Source organism: Nevskia sp. (assembly GCF_051860985.1).
In the GTDB taxonomy this organism is placed as follows: Bacteria; Pseudomonadota; Gammaproteobacteria; order Nevskiales; family Nevskiaceae; genus Nevskia.
The window spans coordinates 53,120-68,300 of the sequence record NZ_JBIMKV010000016.1 but is presented as its reverse complement, the minus strand read 5'-3'; the positions used below and the strand labels follow the sequence as shown (position 1 = coordinate 68,300).

At 69.5% G+C, this 15,181-nt stretch carries 18 protein-coding genes; 7 read left to right on the top strand and 11 right to left on the bottom strand.

Features of this window, described 5'->3' with window-relative positions; genetic code table 11:
• Positions 1-152 precede the first annotated feature (152 nt).
• Positions 153-2,351, bottom strand: a complete 2,199-nt coding sequence (locus ACTIGJ_RS15450) for a PhoX family protein (protein WP_439641224.1) — start codon at positions 2,349-2,351, stop codon at positions 153-155.
• 197 nt (positions 2,352-2,548) lie between these two features.
• Between ACTIGJ_RS15450 and ACTIGJ_RS15445 the strand changes: the two genes are divergently transcribed.
• From ACTIGJ_RS15445 to ACTIGJ_RS15430, 4 genes are read left to right on the top strand one after another with little or no spacing between them, the layout of a single operon-like run.
• A complete protein-coding gene (locus tag ACTIGJ_RS15445; protein ID WP_439641223.1) occupies positions 2,549-4,327 on the top strand; it encodes a M61 family metallopeptidase in 1,779 nt (592 codons plus the stop codon).
• A gap of 2 nt (positions 4,328-4,329) precedes the next feature.
• Entirely contained in the window at positions 4,330-4,989 is a 660-nt protein-coding gene (gene plsY, locus ACTIGJ_RS15440) for a glycerol-3-phosphate 1-O-acyltransferase PlsY (RefSeq protein WP_439641222.1), read from the top strand.
• Positions 4,986-5,981 (top strand): biotin--[acetyl-CoA-carboxylase] ligase, encoded by a 996-nt coding sequence (locus ACTIGJ_RS15435; RefSeq protein WP_439641221.1) that lies wholly within the window; start codon positions 4,986-4,988, stop codon positions 5,979-5,981. Before plsY ends, ACTIGJ_RS15435 begins: the two co-directional genes overlap by 4 nt.
• Positions 5,978-6,712: a type III pantothenate kinase gene (locus ACTIGJ_RS15430; protein ID WP_439641220.1), complete on the top strand. Its 735-nt coding sequence runs from the start codon at positions 5,978-5,980 to the stop codon at positions 6,710-6,712. Before ACTIGJ_RS15435 ends, ACTIGJ_RS15430 begins: the two co-directional genes overlap by 4 nt.
• A 10-nt stretch (positions 6,713-6,722) precedes the next feature.
• On the opposite strand, the gene ACTIGJ_RS15425 is transcribed toward ACTIGJ_RS15430, so the two are convergent.
• The 3 genes from ACTIGJ_RS15425 to ACTIGJ_RS15415 form a co-directional block, all read right to left on the bottom strand.
• The gene (locus tag ACTIGJ_RS15425; protein ID WP_439641219.1) at positions 6,723-7,163 is read right to left on the bottom strand and encodes a cupin domain-containing protein; all 441 of its coding nucleotides are present in this window, start codon (positions 7,161-7,163) and stop codon (positions 6,723-6,725) included.
• The gene (locus ACTIGJ_RS15420; protein ID WP_439641218.1) at positions 7,160-7,426 is read right to left on the bottom strand and encodes a DUF1272 domain-containing protein; all 267 of its coding nucleotides are present in this window, start codon (positions 7,424-7,426) and stop codon (positions 7,160-7,162) included. Before ACTIGJ_RS15420 ends, ACTIGJ_RS15425 begins: the two co-directional genes overlap by 4 nt.
• Before the next feature lie 73 nt (positions 7,427-7,499).
• Positions 7,500-8,105, bottom strand: a complete 606-nt coding sequence (locus tag ACTIGJ_RS15415) for a DUF6940 family protein (protein ID WP_439641217.1) — start codon at positions 8,103-8,105, stop codon at positions 7,500-7,502.
• A gap of 137 nt (positions 8,106-8,242) precedes the next feature.
• Between ACTIGJ_RS15415 and ACTIGJ_RS15410 the strand changes: the two genes are divergently transcribed.
• The gene (locus ACTIGJ_RS15410; protein WP_439641216.1) at positions 8,243-8,620 is read left to right on the top strand and encodes a limonene-1,2-epoxide hydrolase family protein; all 378 of its coding nucleotides are present in this window, start codon (positions 8,243-8,245) and stop codon (positions 8,618-8,620) included.
• Here the strand turns inward: ACTIGJ_RS15410 and ACTIGJ_RS15405 are convergent.
• The 4 genes from ACTIGJ_RS15405 to ACTIGJ_RS15390 are packed head-to-tail and all read right to left on the bottom strand — an operon-like array spanning position 8,587 to position 10,277.
• Positions 8,587-9,021, bottom strand: coding sequence for a hypothetical protein (locus ACTIGJ_RS15405; RefSeq protein WP_439641215.1), 435 nt, complete (start codon positions 9,019-9,021; stop codon positions 8,587-8,589). The genes ACTIGJ_RS15410 and ACTIGJ_RS15405 overlap by 34 nt on opposite strands.
• Positions 9,018-9,248: a cysteine-rich CWC family protein gene (locus tag ACTIGJ_RS15400; RefSeq protein WP_439641214.1), complete on the bottom strand. Its 231-nt coding sequence runs from the start codon at positions 9,246-9,248 to the stop codon at positions 9,018-9,020. Before ACTIGJ_RS15400 ends, ACTIGJ_RS15405 begins: the two co-directional genes overlap by 4 nt.
• Positions 9,245-9,658, bottom strand: coding sequence for a hypothetical protein (locus tag ACTIGJ_RS15395; RefSeq protein WP_439641213.1), 414 nt, complete (start codon positions 9,656-9,658; stop codon positions 9,245-9,247). Before ACTIGJ_RS15395 ends, ACTIGJ_RS15400 begins: the two co-directional genes overlap by 4 nt.
• A 4-nt stretch (positions 9,659-9,662) precedes the next feature.
• Positions 9,663-10,277 carry a glutathione S-transferase family protein gene (locus ACTIGJ_RS15390; protein ID WP_439641212.1) on the bottom strand — a complete coding sequence of 205 codons (615 nt, stop codon included), beginning with the start codon at positions 10,275-10,277 and terminating at the stop codon, positions 9,663-9,665.
• A 90-nt stretch (positions 10,278-10,367) separates the two neighbouring features.
• Between ACTIGJ_RS15390 and tgt the strand changes: the two genes are divergently transcribed.
• Together tgt and ACTIGJ_RS15380 are read left to right on the top strand one after the other, a co-directional pair.
• A complete protein-coding gene (gene tgt / locus ACTIGJ_RS15385) occupies positions 10,368-11,558 on the top strand; it encodes a tRNA guanosine(34) transglycosylase Tgt (protein ID WP_439641211.1) in 1,191 nt (396 codons plus the stop codon).
• Between the two features lie 160 nt (positions 11,559-11,718).
• On the top strand, positions 11,719-12,060 hold the full coding sequence (locus tag ACTIGJ_RS15380) for a DUF4168 domain-containing protein (RefSeq protein ID WP_439641210.1): 342 nt from the start codon (positions 11,719-11,721) through the stop codon (positions 12,058-12,060).
• Between the two features lie 60 nt (positions 12,061-12,120).
• On the opposite strand, the gene ACTIGJ_RS15375 is transcribed toward ACTIGJ_RS15380, so the two are convergent.
• The 3 genes from ACTIGJ_RS15375 to ACTIGJ_RS15365 all read right to left on the bottom strand — a co-directional run bounded on the left by ACTIGJ_RS15375 (position 12,121) and on the right by ACTIGJ_RS15365 (position 15,114).
• A complete protein-coding gene (locus tag ACTIGJ_RS15375) occupies positions 12,121-12,765 on the bottom strand; it encodes a DUF6989 domain-containing protein (protein ID WP_439641209.1) in 645 nt (214 codons plus the stop codon).
• Positions 12,766-12,785: 20 nt separating this feature from the next.
• A complete protein-coding gene (locus ACTIGJ_RS15370; RefSeq protein ID WP_439641208.1) occupies positions 12,786-13,271 on the bottom strand; it encodes a glutathione peroxidase in 486 nt (161 codons plus the stop codon).
• Between the two features lie 97 nt (positions 13,272-13,368).
• A complete protein-coding gene (locus tag ACTIGJ_RS15365; protein WP_439641207.1) occupies positions 13,369-15,114 on the bottom strand; it encodes an acyl-CoA dehydrogenase family protein in 1,746 nt (581 codons plus the stop codon).
• Positions 15,115-15,181: the final 67 nt, after the last annotated feature.

Below are 15,181 nucleotides of genomic sequence, written 5' to 3'. Positions count from 1 at the left end.
CGCTGCACCGACGTTGAAGTCGCCTGAAGGCCCGCCGCAAGGCGGGCGTTTTTCATGGCGTCGGCAGCGATCGGCGGGCCGCCAAAGAAAAAGCCCGCCGGCTTGCGCCGACGGGCTTTTTCCACATGTCTCCGCCGTGAGGCGGAAGCTGCTTACAGGCCGACGATGCCGAAGTCGTCCTTGACGATCGCCAGGGTCGCGGAGCGCGGACGGCTCAGGCCACCGCCCGGGAAGTGGCTTTCGTACAGCTCGGGGCTGCCGATCTGCGAAGCCGGCGTGTTCTCGCCCGGATGCTGGATGTTGACGAACAGCACGCGGCCATCCGGCGTGGTGTCGAGGCCGGTCAGTTCGCAGCCCTTCGGGCCGACCAGGAAGCGGCGCAGCCGTGAGCCGCTGGCTTTGGCACCGACGAAGGTCTGCTGGCCGTTGATCGTCACCGCGCCGCCGTCACCGACCTTGCCCGGCACCGCCGCCAGCAGCATGCAGTTGGTGACATCGGTGTAGGCGCCGTCGTCGGTCTGGATCCAAAGCAGACCGTTCGAGTCGTTGGTGTCGCGGCCGAACCACAGGCCGTCCGGGCTGGAGAAGTCGTTGACGTCGGTCAGGCCGGACAGGTTGACGGTGGCCGGATCGCTGCCCGCCTCGGCGCCGAAGCCGAAGATGTCCCAGCGGAACGCGGTTGCCGACGAATTGTTGCCGGCCTCGCGGAACCGGATGATGTGGCCGTTGACGTTGCCGCGCTGGGTGACCGCGCCCTTCTGGTCGGCATACGAGCGCGGGTTCGCCGCATCCACCACCGGGCCGGTGCCGACGCCGCGCTGCGAGTTGTTGGTCAGCGTGAAATAGACCTCGCCATTGGTGCGGTTCACCGCGCCCCATTCCGGACGATCCATCTTGGTCGCGCCGACCGAATCGGCCGCCAGGCGGGCGTGCAGCAGCACGTCGGCCTGCGAGCTGAACGGGTAGATCGCGTTGTTCGGGTCCAGGCCATTGGTGCCGAACACCAGCGGAATCCAGCTGCCGGTGCCGGTGGCATCGAAGCGGGCGACATACAGCGTGCCGCGGTCAAGGTACTTGTCGCCGACCGCGAGACGGTCGCCGCGCGCGAAGTCACGCGGGTCGAGCAGTGCTTCGGAGACGTACTTGTAGATGTACTCGCCGCGCGAATCGCAGCCCATGTAGTAGACCAGCGGACGGCCCGGCACGAAGTTCGCCGGCCAGGCGCCTTCATGGAAGAAGCGCGCCATCGCGGTGCGCTTGCGCGGGGTCGACTGCGGATCGTACGGATCGATTTCGACCACCCAGCCGAAAGTGTTCGGCGCGTTGCGGAAGTCGTCGGCCGCCGTGGCGCCGGTGACGGTGGCGTCCCAGCGCGAGAAGCGGGTGTCGTTCGGGTCCTGCGGGACGACCGTGGTCCAGCCGTAGTTGCCGGCCGCGCCCTGGGTCAGGCCGTAGCGGTTCAGCGCGACGACTTCGGCGGCGCTGCGGCTGGCGTTGTCGGTGGCCGAGCGGCGGAAGTAGAACGCCCAGTTTTCCTCGCAGGTCAGGTAGGTGCCCCAGGGCGTGAAGCCGTTGGCGCAGTTGTTGACCGTGCCGCGCGTGCGGGTGCCGTTCGGCGAGTAGCGGGTGACCAGCTGCGGATCGCCGGCCACCGGGCCGCTGAGGACCATGTCGGTCAGCGAGGTGATGCGGCGGTTGAAGCGCGAGTTGCGGTTGAACGCGACCGGCGTGGCGCGCGACGGGCCCGGCACCAGTTCGGTGATGCTGACGCCGTGGGCGTTCATTTCCTTGATCACTTCATCGGCGACCGTGCGCACGCCGCCGACCACGGTGGCGCCATTCGGGTGCAGGAACGGCTGGGTGATGTTCTCGTGGTTCACGCACAGCAGGCCACGGCGCGAATTGCGCGGGTCCGGGCGGCTGCCGTCGGCGCTCAGGCCGAAGTAGTACATGCCGTCGTGGTGATCGCCGGAGCGGAAGGCGTAGGAATCGCCGGTTTCGCTGCCGTCGCCGACATAGGCCGGCGTCGACGGCGTCAGCGCTTCGCCGGTCGGCGTCAGCACGGTGACGCTGTAGCCCGCCGGCACGCTGACCACGTCGGCCAGGCTCTTGGCGACCGGGTTGAAGCTCAAGCTGAAGCCGGCCGGCAGCGCCTTGGCGTCCGCGCTGGTCAGCAGGCCGGCGCTGCCGGCGGTGAAGGCGGCGGCGGCACCGAGGCCGCCGACCAGCATCTCGCGGCGCGACAGCCGCGCGTTGACCATGCTTTCGAGCGTCGGGTTGTTCGATTCGTTGGTGCAGATGTCATCGTCGTGACGATGGGCGGGTCGCTCGCTGTTGTCGCTGTCGTGCATGGCTGGCTCCTGGGCTGACCGGATGGAAAGGCGCGAGGTCGTCGCGCGCTGAAACGTCAAGAGCCCCGGAGGCTAGCCAGCCGATGTTTCGTTTCCTTGTCAGTTTGCGGACAGTTCTCCGGCGCGCCGGCAGCCCGGCCCGCAGCGGCCGGCGCTACCATCACGCATCCCCGCCGCCGGTTTCTCGCGAGCCCGTCTTGTCCACCATCCGTTACCAGGTCAGCGCCGATCCTGCGGCGCATCGCTACCACGTCACCGTGCAGTTCGACAGCCCCAGTGCCGCGCCGCTGCTGCGGCTGCCGAACTGGATTCGCGGCAGCTATCTGGTGCGCGATTTCGCCAAGCACGTGCAGGGGCTGAAGGCGTTCGTCGATGACCGGCCGGCGGCGATCACCCGGCTCGACAAGGGCCGCTTCCGGGTCGAAGGGCAGGGCCGCATCCGCCTGGAATACGCGGTGCACGCGCTCGACAGCTCGGTGCGCAAGGCCTGGCTCGACACCCGGCGCGGCTTCTTCAACGGCAGCTCGCTGTTCTACTGCCCGGCCGGCGCCGAGACTGCAGGCTTCGAACTGCAGATCGAACGCCCGGACTCAACCCTGTGCCCCGGCTGGAAGCTGGCCACGGCGCTGACGCCGGTGGACGTCGCCGACGACGGCTTTGGCCGCTACCGCGCCGACAGCTATGAGGAGCTGATCGACTGCCCGGTGGAGATGGCGGCGTACCAGAGCATCGTCTTCGATGTCGACGGCATTCCGCACAGCCTGATCCTGTCCGGCCGCTGCGAGCCGGATCTGCCGAGGCTGGCCGCCGACATCGCCAGGGTCTGCCACGTGCAGCGCGAGCTGTTCGGACAGCAACCGCAAATGGCCCAGTACCTGTTCCTGACCCAGGTCACCGGCAACGGCTACGGCGGGCTGGAACACCGCACGTCCACGGCGCTGGTCACCGCCCGTGATGCGCTGCCGCGCCCGGGGCAGAGCGGCCTGCGCAAGGGCTATCGGAGCTTCCTCGGGCTGGTCAGCCACGAGTACTTCCACCTATGGAACGTCAAGCGGATCACCGCCGCCCGCTTCGCCGACAACGACCTGTCGGCCGAGGCCTACAGCGAGGACCTCTGGGCCTATGAAGGCGTCACCTCGTACTACGACGACCTGATGCTGCTCCGCGCCGGGCTGATCGACGCGCCCGTCTATCTCGACCTGCTGGCCGAAGCCGCCACCCGCCTGCAGCGCACGCCGGGCCGCCTGGTGCAGACGCTGGCCGACGCCAGCTTCGAAACCTGGATCAAGTACTACCAGCCGGACGAGCAGACGCCGAACGCGGCGGTGAACTACTACGTCAAGGGCGCGCTGGTCACGCTGTGCCTCGACCTGTGGCTGCGCCTGCATGCGCGCGTGACGATGGACGACGTGATGCGCACGCTGTGGACGCGCTATGGCGCGCAGGACATCGGCGTGCCCGAAGGCGGGCTGGAAGCGGTGGCGGCCGAGATTTCCGGGCTCGATCTCAAGCCGCAGTTCGACGCCTGGCTGCGCGGCACCACCGAGCTGCCGCTGGCCGAACTGCTGGCGGCGTTCGGCGTCACCGCCAGCCTGCGTCCCAGCGCGGGCGCCAGCGACGAAGGCGGCCGCAGCGATGCGCGCAGCAGCCCGGCAACGACGCTGGGTCTGAGCCTGCGCAGCGGTGACGTGACCATCGCCACGGTGTTCAGCGGCTCGCCGGCCGAAGCCGCCGGGCTGGCCGGCGGCGACCAGCTGGTCGCCATCGACGGCCTGAAGATCACCGCTGGCAACTGGGCGCTGCGGCTCGAAACGCTGCATCCCGGCGTGCCGGTCTCGCTGAGCTGGTTCCGTGGCGACGAACTGATGAGCGCGCCGATCACGCCGGCCGTGCCCGCCGCCGACACCTGGACCCTGACCCTGGCCGAGGTCGACGGTGAGCCGCTGGCGCGCCGCCAGGCCTGGCTGGGCGCCTGACGATGGCGGAGCTGATCGCGAAGTTCCTGCTCGCCTACCTGCTCGGCGGCGTCATGGGTGGCGATGTCATGCGCCGGCTGGCCGGCGGCAGCGACCTGCGCGCCAGCGGCTCCGGCAATGTCGGCGCCACCAATGCGCTGCGTACCCGGGGTGCCAAGTTCGCGCTTGGCGTACTGGCGATCGACATCGGCAAGGGCGTGCTCGCTGCACTGGCGCTGCCCGGCCTGCCGTGGCCGCTGCCGGGCGCGGCGGCCGATCCGGCCGTGCTGCCCTACCTCTGCGGCGTCGGCGCGGCCCTCGGCCACTGCTACCCGGTGTTCCAGAAGTTCAAGGGCGGCAAGGGCGTGGCGACCCTGGCCGGCGTGTTCGTCGCGCTGCTGCCGGCAGCCGCGCCGTGGCTGATCGCTGCGTTCGCGCTGGTGGTGATGCTGAGCGGTTATGTCAGCCTCGCCTCGATCAGTGCCGGCGTTGTCGCCCTGTTCTATGTCGCCTGCTTCGGCCCCGGCGCACTCGGCGTGCAGGGCCTGTTCACGGCGGCCATGCTGGCGCTGATCCTGTTCAAGCACCGGCAGAACATCGTGCGCCTGTTCCAGGGCCGCGAATCGCGCTTCGAGAAGGCCCGCGTGCTCGGCCGCCTGTTCGACCGCAAACCCGCGGCATGACCCGCGCGCTCGACGACGACGCACTGCTGCCGCTGGTCGACGCGCTGGCCGGCGGCGACTGGCTGTCCGGCGAAGCGCTGGCCCAGGCGGCTGGCGTCACCCGCGCGGCGCTGGCCAAGCGGATCAGCCAGATCGAGGCCTGGGGGCTCGACATCGAGGCGCGTCCTGGCCTCGGCTACCGGCTCGGCGCGCCGCTGGAACGGCTCGATACCGCGCGCATCGGCCTGCCGCCGCCGCTGCGCAAGGTCGCCGTCGCCTTGCGGGTCGACTCGACCAACCAGCGGCTGATCGAAGCGCCGCCCGCCGATGATCCGCAGGTGCTGTTCGCCGAAGCCCAGACCGCCGGCCGCGGTCGGCGCGGGCGCGACTGGCGCTCGCCGTTCGGCGCCAACCTGTACCTGTCGCTGGCCTGGAGCTTCGCCGGCTGGCCGCCGAAGCTCGGCTGCCTGCCGCTGGCGGTCGGCGTGGCCGCGACGCGCGCGCTGTCGGCTGCCGGCCTCGACGGCGTGCAGCTGAAATGGCCGAATGACCTGCGCATCGGCGACGCCAAGCTCGGCGGCATCCTGATCGAAAGCCGCAGCGAGATCGGCGGCAGTTGCCGGGTCATCATCGGCCTCGGCCTGAACGTGTCGATGACCGCCGCCCAGGCCGCCGACCTCGGCCAGCCGTGGATCAGCGTGCACGCCGCGCAGGATGCCGCCGGCCGGCCGCGCGCCAGCCGCAATGAACTGGCCATGCAACTGCTGGTGGCGCTGGGCGCAGCACTTCGCGACTTCGAGGCCAGCGGCTTCGCCGGCTTCCTCGAGGACTGGAACCGGCTCGACCTCGCCGCCAATCGCCCGGTGCGGATCATCGGCGCCGGCAGCACCGAGATCGACGGTATCGCCTGCGGCATCGACGACGATGGCGCGCTGATCGTCGAGACGCCGGATGGCCGCCGCCAGCACCTGCATGCCGGCGAAGTCAGCGTCCGGCTCGGGCCGGGCGCATGAGCGCGCGGCTGCTGATCGATGTCGGCAACACCCGGCTGAAGTGGACCGTGGCGGGCGACGACGGCGCGCTGGCGCCGGTGCAGGCGCTGGCCCACGGCGGCGATCCGGCGGCGCTGATCGAATGGCTGCCGCTGCCGGACGGCCTGCACGAGGCCTGGATCGCCAACGTCACCGGCGACGCGGCCGGCGAGCGGCTGGCGGCGGCACTCGGCGTGCGCCACCGGCTGACCACGCAGTTCGCGCGGCCGGTCGACGGGCTGGCCGGCCTGCGCCTCGCCTACGGAGATGCCAGCCGGCTCGGTGTCGACCGCTGGCTGGCGCTGCTGGCGATCTGGGGCCGCGAACGCGCGGCGAGTAGTGTGGCCAGCGCCGGCACCGCGCTGACCTTCGATGCCGTCGACGCGCGCGGCCAGCATCTCGGCGGCGTGATCGCGCCGGGTCTGGTCACGGCCCAGACCGCCGTGCTCGGCGCGACCCGTTTCGCGGCATCGGGTCCGTCGCAGCAGTTCACTCGCGGGCTTGGCCGCGACACCGACGCCTGTGTGCGGCAGGGCGCGCTGCATGCTTGCGCCGGCCTGCTCGACCGGCTGGCGGCACGCCATCCGGGCCCGCGCTACCTGATCGGCGGCGACGCCGAAACGCTGGCGCCGCATCTCGACGGTGGCTGGCAGCTGCGCCCAGACCTGGTGCTCGAAGGGCTGGCGGCGCTGGCGGCGGCCGGGCCGGCCTGAAGCCGTCGGCTCAGCGCTTGACCGGCACGGTGCCGGTCGGCGCGATGCCGTTCTCCTGGTACAGCACCGGTCCGTCCTTGGCCCACAGGAAGTGCGGCATCTCCGCCGGCGCGACATAGACCGCGCCTTCGGGAATCGCTACCAGCGCCGCGTCGTTCGCCGCTTCGCCGAAGCCGACGTACAGCGTGCCGCGCAGCACCGTGGTGGCCCGGGTGTCCGGGTGGCGGTGCGCGAAGATCCGCGTGCCGGCGGCCAGTTCGACGCGCATCAAGTACGGGCCGTTGCCCTGCTCGGTGCCGATCAGCCAGGCTGACTGCAGGCCGGGAATCAGCTTCGACGCCGTCCAGTTCAGTTCGGCCGGCAGGATCGGCTGCGGACGCGGCGCGTCGGCGGCCCCGGCCAGCAGTGGCAGCGCGAGGAGCGCGACGGCGGCGATTCGCGCGCCGCTCATGGCTGCACGCCCGATGCGGCTGCGGCGGCGCAGCCGGCCGGCTTGAAGACCCGCTCGGTCGACGCCGGCCAGCGCGCCAGCCGATCGGCCGGGCGACGCGGCCGGGCCAGCAGTTCGCCGCCGCAGTTCGGGCAGCGGCCGGCCAGCACCGTGGTCGCGCAGTCGGCGCAGAAGGTGCATTCGAACGAGCAGATGCGGGCGTCGGCGGTGTCCGCCGGCAGGTCGCGGTCGCAGCATTCGCAGTTCGGTCTGAGGCTCAGCATGGTCAGGCTCCGGTCAGGCGCGCATCGGGCTGGCGATCATCGCAAGCGCCCGTGCGGCGCGGCAATCGGCGGCTCAGCCGAGCTGCGCGTAGGGCCGGTGCTGGAAGTACTTCGGCCGCTGGTCCAGGCGTACGTGCAGCCAGTTGACGCCGAGCCCGGCGGTGCTGAGCCAGACCGGCCCGGCGGCCAGCCGCGCCGGCAACAGCGCGGCGATGCGCTGCCACAGCGCCTCGGCATCGGCGGCCGGCGCGCGGCGCAGGAATTCCAGCAGGTGGCGGTAGTCGCGGCCATCGGCCAGCGGGCGTGGCGCGATCAGCAGCGCGTCGCCGCCGAGGTTGTCGAAATGCGCGAACGGCGTGCCGTCGTCGATCACGAAGGCGCGCCGGAAGCTGTCGCGATCGGCCGGGCCGCGCACGGCCGCCAGCTGCGGGGCATCGAGCGCCACGCATTCGAACGGCTGCGCCAGCATTGCCGGCTGCAGTGCCGGCACTTCCAGAAAGCAGGCCTTGTACGGCAGGCCCCTCAGCGTGTCGGTCCAGCGGCGGCGCAGGCTGTCATCGTCGGCGGTGCGCCAGCGCGCCAGCACGGCGTCGACGCTCAGCGGCCGGCCGTGGTCATCGACGATGCGCAGGTGGAGGCCGGGCGCGGCGGACAGCGGCTGGTGGAGAACAGCGGGCATCGGTCGCAGCGGGCAGGGAAGGCGGGGGCCGCGATGATCGCATCCGCCGGCGGGTGCTGGCCCGTCTGGCTGCCGGTGCGGCGGGCTCGCTACGATCGCTGCGCCAGCCCGGCAGACCGCTCTAGAGATTCCGCGCCATGACCCCGACCGAGATCGTCACCGCCTTCATCGCCGAATGGCAGCAGCCCGATACCTTCAAGACCTGCGTGCATCGCTGGTTCGCGGCCGACTGCGCGTACGAGAACGTCGGCCTGTCGAAGACCACTGGGCCGGACGAGGCCGTCGCCTTCTTCGCGGCGATGGGTAGCCAGATGGATCTAGCGACCATCGGTGTCGACATGCTCGGCGTCGTCGCTCACGGCGATACGGTGATGACCGAGCGCATCGACTACCTGAAGAATTCGGCCGGCGTCACCCTGTTCACGATCCCGCTGATGGGCGTGTTCAAGATCCGCAACGGCAAGATCGCCGAGTGGCGCGACTACTTCGACGTCACGCCGTTCCGGGGCGGCTGAGCCAGCCGCAGCGCCAGCCAGCTGAGATAGACGCCGATCGCGACATCGACGCTGGCGCAGTACAGCGGATACCAGGACGGCATGCCGGGGTTGACGAACCACTGCGGGTGGATCGCGTCATAGCCGCCGTGCAGCAGCCACAGCGCGGCGACCAGCGCCGTGACCGCAACCGGATGCCGCCGGCCGAGCAGCGCCAGCACCACGCCGCCGAGCAGGTACGGCAGGCCGAGGCGCAACTCATGAACCGCGATGTCCGGCGCATCCGCCAGCAGCGCGAAGCCGGCGTACAGCGCCGGCAGTACCAGCAGGCTCAGCGCGTACAGCCAGCGTTCGGCGCGCAGCGCACGGCTGATCGCGATCAGGGCTGCGGCCGACAGCAGACCGGCGATGACGGCGATCATGCGCGGACCCCTGCCGTCGCCCCGGCGCAGGCCGCGCACAGGCAGGCGAGGCCGCGCTGGTCTTCCGGCACGCGCGCCAGCGTGGCCGGCGGAATCTGCAGGTCCTTGCACCAGCAGGCCACGTCGAAACGACCGCAGGCGGCCGGCGCGCAGCCGTTCGGCCCGCCGCACAGCGGGCACTGGTGATTCGCCAGTGGGATGCCGGGTGCGCCGCCGCTGCTGCTCATGACGGCCGCCGCAGCACGGCGCGGCCCTGGGCGATGGCGCCGGCCAGTTCGGTGCCGACGAACAGCCACAGCACCGGAATCGCGCCTTCGACGAGCACGTAGTAGGCGATCAGCGCCGACACCAGCAGCCGGCCGACGGTGTCGATCAGCGCCAGCACGCCGACCGGATGCAGCAGCCGGGCGGCGATCCAGACCAGCACCATGACGCCGCTGAGGTTGACGAAGAACAGCGCCAGCGGGTCCAGCGGCGGCGGTGTCGAGGCGCCGCCGAGCAGGCCGTTCAGTGCGTACAGCGCGCCAACGAACAGCGGCGCGGTGAACGGCAGCGCCAGCGACAGCACGCCGGTGTCGAGCAGCGCCCAGAAGCGCACGGTGGCGGCCGGCACATGATCGGTAGTTGGCAGGCGCATCGCCTTACTGCGCCGGCACGGTTTCGAGGCTCGACGCCCGCGCCAGCAGCTCGGCGGCCCAGCGCGCGACATTGGCCGGCACGGTGGCCGGGTCGACCATCAGCGGCAGGAAGTGCAGGAACGGGATGTAGGCGATGTCGGCCAGCGTGTAGCGGTCGTGGACCAGGAAATCGACGCCGTCGAGCTGGCGGTCGAGGATGGCCAGATGCTTCGCGATCTCGGCCGAGGCCTTGGCGATCGCCTCCAGGTTCCAGCGGGCTTCCGGGAAGAAGCGCTTCTGGAAGATCACCGTGCCGGCCGGCGCCGCCATCTGGGCGTCGCAGAGCCGCAGGTGCATGTCGACCTCGGCGCGGCCGCGATTGCCGGCCGGGATCAGCGCCGGTTCCGGATGCTCGTCCTCCAGGTACATCAGGATGGCCGAGGATTCGTAGAGCACGAAGCCATCGTCTTCCAGGGTCGGCACCCGGCTGTACGGGTTCAGCGCCAGATACTCCGGCGTGCGCTGCTGGCGCCGGGCGAGATCGACGACGATTTCCTCGAACGGAATGTTCTTTTCCAGCAGCGCGATCTTGACTCGGCGGCCGAAGGTCGAGAACGGATGGTTGTGCAGGCGGATCATCTGAGGGCGTTCCGGGCGGTCAGGGAAGTGCGCGGATCATAGCCGCCGGATACCGGATAATTGCGGTCTTTCCTGCGGCCGACCGATTTCATGCGCTTCGAACTCCTTGCCACCGATGGCCACGCCCGGCGCGGCCGCGTGCACTTCCCGCGCGGCAGCATCGAGACGCCGCAGTTCATGCCGGTCGGCACCTATGGCACGGTCAAGGCGATGACGCCGGGCGAACTGCGCGCGGCAGGTAGCCAGATCATCCTCGGCAACACCTTCCACCTGTGGCTCAGGCCCGGTCACGACACGATCCGCGCGCTCGGCGGCCTGCACCGCTTCATGAACTGGAACGGCCCGATCCTGACCGACTCCGGCGGCTTCCAGGTCTGGAGCCTGGCCGAGCTGCGCAAGCTGACCGAGGCGGGCGTCCATTTCGCGTCGCCGATCAATGGCGACAAGGTGTTCCTGTCGCCGGAGAAGTCGATCGAGATCCAGCACGGCTTGGGCAGCGACATCATCATGCAGTTCGACGAATGCACACCGTACCCGGCGACACCGGACGAGGCCCGCAAGTCGATGGAACTGTCGGCGCGCTGGGCGGCGCGCTGCAAGACCCAGCATCTGGCCTGGACGCCGGAGGGCGCACCGCCACCGCCGGACGGCACGCCGCTGCCGGAAGCCGGGCCGCGCGGCGCGCTGTTCGGCATCGTCCAGGGCGGCATGCATGTCGACCTGCGCGCCGAATCCTTGCAGCGGCTGACCGAGATCGGCTTCGACGGCTATGCGGTCGGCGGCCTGTCGGTCGGCGAGCCGGAACCGGAGCGCCTGAAGGTGCTTGATGCCATCGGTCCGACCCTGCCGGCGAACCATCCGCACTACCTGATGGGCGTCGGCACGCCGCGCGATCTGGTGCAGGCGGTCGGTCGCGGCATCGACCTGTTCGACTGCGTGATGCCGACCCGCAACGCCCGCAACGGCCACCTGTTCACCTCCGAGGGGGTGATCAAGCTGCGCAACGCCCGGCACCGCAATGATCCGGGGCCGCTCGATCCGGCCTGCGACTGCGAGACCTGCACGCAGTATTCGCGCGCCTACCTGCACCATCTCGACCGCTGCGACGAGATCCTCGGCGCGCGGCTGAACACCATCCACAACCTGCACTACTACCTGAACCTGATGAAGCGGATCCGCGCGGCGATCGAGGCCGGCCGCTTCGCGGCCTTTTCGGCGGCGTTTCTCGCCGGGCCGGAAGGCCAGTCGCGGCGCGCGGCGGAAGCGGCGGCCGCGCCGTGAGCGGGCAGCCGGGCTGAACTTTGCCGGCTGCATCGGGGTCGGTAACAGGTACCCGCAGCCGCTGCCCCGCACGGGGCATGCCGGTCCGATGGCCAGGTATGGCGGCGCGGACGACCCCAACGCGGGCGCTGGGACAGGCCCGCCCTTGCGAGGACACACCATGAAGATTCGCCACATCGCGCCGCTAATGGCGCTCGGCCTGTCGCTGGCCGCCACCGCTGCCACAACGCCGGCTGCGCCCAGCGATCGGGAACTGCAGCAGTTCGTGCTGGCCTCGGTCGAGGTGAACCGGATCAACACCGCGCTGCTGGCACGCCGCGAAGCCGCGACCACGGCCGCCGAGGCCGAGAAGCTCGAGGACGAAGCGACCGACAAGATGGAAAAGGCCATCCAGGCCAAGGGCATGAGCGCCGATCGCTACGCCGAGATCTTTGCCGCGATGGAGCGCGATCCGGCCGTCAAGGCGAAGGTCGATGCGCTGGCGAAGCCGCATCGCAAGTAGCCTTCGGCGATTGCGGCCGAACGCTGCGACAGCCGGCCGGTGCCGGTTGCCGCAGCGCGTTCAGAACACCGCGCGTTCGATGAGGAAGTACGACACCACCAGCGCGCCGGTGTAGAACACGCTGACCGCCGCCGCTGCGGCGATCCGCACGGCGATGCCGGAATGGCCGGTCTCGCGGTAGGCGTAGGCGGCGGCGGCGCCGAGCAGCGCTTCGGGCAGCAGCACGTAGTCGGCGATGCCGTAATGGCTGCCGACACCGCGCGGCCGCCACAGATCGAAGATCGGCGCGGCCCATTCGGAGGCGCCGAACACCAGCAGCGCCAGCACACCGGCCAGTGGCACCGAGCCGCGCGCCGCCAGCAGCACCCAGAACAGCGGAATCACCCACATGCCGGCCATGTAAGCCGGAACATGCTGGCCGATCCTCGGTGCCCCGAGATCTGGAAAGTGCAGGATGCCGACCAGCTGCGACAGCACCCAGTCCGGCACCACCTGGAACACCGACAGCGGCAGCAGGAAGGCCCACAGGCCGAACCAGTGGCCATGACCGCTGCTGCGCGCGAACAGCGGCAGCAGCAGGTTGTAGCCAATCACCAGCGCCAGCACCGCCAGCCCGAGCTTCGGCGCGTGCAGGTACTGGAACGCGGCCCAGCCGCCGGCGGCGAGCAGGCCGTTGAGGATCAGCGCATCGCGCAGTTCACGCATGGGCGGCTGCTGGGTCCGGCTCAGGCGGCAAGCAGCTTCTCGATGTCCTTGGCGATCGATGCCGGCGTGTCGATCGAGCCGTAGCGCTTCAGCACCTCGCCGTTCTTGCCGACCAGGAACTTGGTGAAGTTCCACTTGATCGCTTCCGAACCGAGGATGCCCTTCTCCTCGCTCTTCAGGAACTTGTAGAGCGGGTGGGCGTCGTCGCCATTGACCTTGATCTTGGCAAACATCGGAAAGCTGACGTCGTAGGTCAGCGAGCAGAACTGCTGGATTTCCTTCTCGTCGCCCGGCTCCTGATGGCCGAACTGGTCGCAGGGGAAGCCGAGAATCTCGACGCCCCGGTCCTTGAGCTTGCGGTAGCTCTCTTCCAGACCCTTGTACTGCGGCGTGAAGCCGCACTTGGACGCGACGTTGACGATCAGCAGGACCTTGCCCTTGTAGTCGGCAAGCGACACGGCCTTGCCGTCGATGGTGTTGGCGGTGAAGTCGTAGATCGAGGCCATCGGATGCTCCGGAACGTGGATGCGCGGGGAGTGCAACGAAAGCGGGCCGACTTGTCGTCGGCCCGCCGGGTTCATCGATGATGCCGCGGGGCCGAACTCAGAAGTTGGCTGCGTCCAGCGCCATCAGTTCGCTGGCCGGCTGGCGCACGTTGGCGCACAGGCTCATCACCTGCGGCAGCATGCGGGCCGCGAAGAACTGCGCGGTGTTCAGCTTCTGGGCCTTGAAGATCTCGTCCGACGAGTTGATCGCCGCCTTGGCCATCCGCAGCCAGTTGTAGCCGAGATAGGTCAGGCAGAACGCGCGCTGGAAATCGACTGCGCCGAAGCCGGCATCGTTCGGATTGGTCTTGAACGATTCCTGCAGCCAGGCGGCGGTCTTTTCCAGCTCGTCGAGCGCCTCGCGGAGCGGCTTGGCGATGAAGCCGAGCGGCGCGTCGGCGGTCGATTCCGAACGCACCTTCGCGAAGAAGCGCTTCGGCAGGCGGCCGTTGTCGATCATCAGCTTGCGGCGCACCAGATCCATGGCCTGGATGCCGTTGGTGCCCTCGTAGAGGCAGAGGATCTTGGCGTCGCGCATGATCTGCTCGACGCCGTGCTCGCGGATGAAGCCGTGGCCGCCGTAGACCTGGATGGCCAGGCTGCCGAGGTCGACCGCCGAGTCGGTGCAGAAGCTCTTGACCAGTGGCGTGTTCAGCTCGACCCAGTCGTTGGCTTCCTCACGGACCGCCGGGTCCGGATGGTGATGGGCGATGTCGACATACATGCCGGTCTCGTAGGCCAGCACGCGGGCGCCCTCGGTGGTCGCGCGCATGGTCAGCAGCATGCGGCGCACGTCGGGGTGGTCGATGATCGTCGCGCCGCCGTTGAAGGCCTTGCCCTGTTTGCGGTCCTTGGCGTAGGCGATGGCGTTCTGGGTGGCCAGCTCGCACAAACCCAGGCCCTGCATGCCGACCAGGATGCGCGCCAGATTCATCATCACGAACATGTTCTGGATGCCGGTGTTCGGCGCGCCGACGAGCCAGCCGGTGGCGCCCTCGAACTGCAGCGCGCAGGTGCAGGAACCGTGGATGCCCATCTTGTGCTCGATGGACGTGCAGGTGACCTTGTTGCGGGCGCCCAGGCTGCCATCGGCGTTGACCAGGTACTTCGGAACCACGAAGGTGGTCAGGCCCTTGACGCCGGCCGGGCCGCCTTCGATGCGGGCCAGCACGAAGTGGACGATGTTGTCCGCCATCGTGTGCTCGCCGGAGGTGATGAAGATCTTGCCGCCTTCCAGCGAGTACGAGCCGTCGCCGTTCGGGATCGCCTTGGTCTTGATCGACGCCAGATCGGTGCCGGCCTGCGGCTCGGTGATGCACATCGTGCCGGTCCACTCGCCGGTGGCGAGCTTCGGCAGATAGGTCTGCTTGACCTCGTCCGAACCGGCCGCGAGGATGCCTTCGAAGCAGCCGACGGTCAGGCCCGGATACAGCGCGAAGGCGACGTCCGCCGAGCAGAGCATCTCGTCGATGACCTTGCCCAGCGTGTACGGCAGGCCTGCGCCGCCCCATTCGCTGGGATTGGCAATGCCGACCCAGCCGGCTTCCTGGTACTGCTTGTAGGCTTCCTTGAAGCCTTTCGGCACGGTGACATCACCGTTGCTGAGCTTGCAGCCCTCGGCATCGCCGGGTGCGTTCAGCGGTGCGATCTGGTTCTGGATCAGCTTGGCGGCTTCCTCGATCAAGCCGTTCAGCGTGTCCGGCGTGGCATCGGCCAGGGCCGGCATCTCGGTCAGGGAAGCGACGTTCAGCACGTCGTTGAGGACAAACTGGATTTCGCGCACGGGCGCAGCGTAGGTCGCCATGACTAAAGCAACTCCGGTTCAGGATGGAATGGGTTTATCGGCGCCGCCTCGCGCCTGGGCACCTGAC